Raw genomic sequence first — 2,017 nt, forward strand, 5'->3', positions numbered from 1 at the left:
TGGACTTATCCCGTTCGATTACATCGAACACTGCTTAGAGCAATTATCCTACCCTGATTGTGACCTCAACAATCTCGTACCCTGGCAGGTTAGGCTAGACAAGGCGTAGTTCGCCGGACGCATACTGTAATAAAGAGGAACCCGGGGTTCAAAGACCTATCTTTCGCCCAATAAAAAGGCTCATCATTTCTGATGAGCCTTTTTATTTGAATGTGGCGGAGGGATAGGGATTTGAACCCAAGCAATCAGCCACAAAACAAAACTAAAATTCATTATAATCAATAACTAATCGAAAAGTCACATCTCAGATAGTGAACATTCGTAGTCGATATATGACATTAAAATATTTATCGGTTAGATTGTCAATAAGAACCACAGTATCTTCTTGGTTATAGCTTCCGAAAACTATTCTGGATTTTGCTTGGTAAAATCCCGTAAATGTTTTTGGAGGAAAAACACATCTAATGGCCTTAGCTTCAGTACACTTTTGTTGAATACCTCAGTGCCGGAGTTTATTTTCCATTCTGGGTCCAAATTAATATTGTCGATTGATACACTGCAGTATGAATTGTACTCATCAGTTCGAGAGCCTTCCGTTGTTACACGTGCAAGCTCTGTAAACTTATATGTCACTAGTCGATCTTGTTCCTTGTCTAGGATAAGCTGATTACCCTTATCTGTAGCTGAATAACTAAATACAAACTCAGAACTAATCTCTTCTCGTCGTATATTTGCAACGCCAGTTGATGTAAGGGGGGACTGACTATTGAAATCACTTTGTTCTTTTGCAAGAGGAACAATGCAAATGATTCCATCAGGTAGAAGTGCTTTCGAGTATCCCGTATTCGAATAGAGAACAAGCAATTCATCTTTTGCAATACTATATATCGTTCTATTAACTTGTATTTCAAGTTTTCTAGCCTGAAACTCCCCAAATAAATTATTCGATTTTTCAAAAACTAACAACAACAGAGTCAAAAAAGCAATAACTAAGGATAATGACGTATTACCTATATCCAGGAACCTTCGAAAATCCAGATATGAACCACATTGCGCGCATTTTTTCGATTTAGATGCGATCATGCTACCGCACGCGGGACACTCTTTTCTTTTTCTAGCCATAAATCTCAACTAACTCCACATAGCTAACGCTAATTACAAGCTGTCCTGCACCGAAGGCGCATGTTGAACCGCCTTGTTATATTGTTACATTTTTATAGGATTTATTTAACAGCTCATAAAGATTTTCTCTACTGTCCAAAAGTCTTACTCTCCAAGCTTCTAAAACCTCACTTTCTAAATCATCATTATTTCGTGAAGCGTAACGATAGAACTCAGAAATTTTTTCACCATAGTCTCTGAGTTTAATCTGTTGTTCTTTGCAGCCTAATAATAGAAGTCTACCTTCTGAATTAGTTAAACCTTTAAATAAGTGAAAAACCTCAGACCTTAAATCTTTAATTTTCTCTGATTTTTCTGATGTATTTTTTAAGCCTTTTTCTTTATTTCTTGACCACTCAAGAATAAATGACCAGTATTTTAGAAGAGCATGAGTCATTTCTTCTGTGTCTAAAGTGACTTGTTCAAGCATAACTCTGTGCTTCATCAAATATTCTTTTTCAAGCGATTTCGTATTGTTATGCCGAGCTAGAAAATAAGCGGATGCGCCGCTGATTAATGCACCAAAGCCAATTTTTATTGCAGTATCCGCAATTTCAATCCAAGTTGTTGGCACAATTCCTCCTCAAATATAACGTTTATTATTTATGTGTCACGCTGTTTGCAGGACATAAATCGCTTGTTGGACGAGGTCGATGCCTATTCCAAATTAATTGTCGAGCGTCATGCTATAAGAATTTTCATTTTTTGATGCTGGCTAAGGGATACAGAGCAGGGTCACCGCATGAGTGTTTAATTTTTAACCTAACTACTAAATCCAGCCTTTAATACTGCTTCAAGCATCGATGGATTCATCATGCATCGCTTTTGTTTTCCAACAATGCTTATCTTCGTCGGC

2 protein-coding genes are annotated in these 2,017 nt (G+C 37.2%); both read right to left on the reverse strand.

From position 1 onward, the window contains the following. Window positions 1–405: 405 nt before the first annotated feature. Window positions 406–1,083, reverse strand: coding sequence for a hypothetical protein (locus tag AC19MX_RS21020; RefSeq protein ID WP_498299765.1), 678 nt, complete (start codon window positions 1,081–1,083; stop codon window positions 406–408). A gap of 115 nt (window positions 1,084–1,198) precedes the next feature. Further along, window positions 1,199–1,735, reverse strand: coding sequence for a hypothetical protein (locus tag AC19MX_RS21025; RefSeq protein ID WP_498299766.1), 537 nt, complete (start codon window positions 1,733–1,735; stop codon window positions 1,199–1,201). Window positions 1,736–2,017 lie beyond the last annotated feature (282 nt).

The sequence above is a fragment of the Shewanella sp. MF05956 genome, from assembly GCF_059758055.1.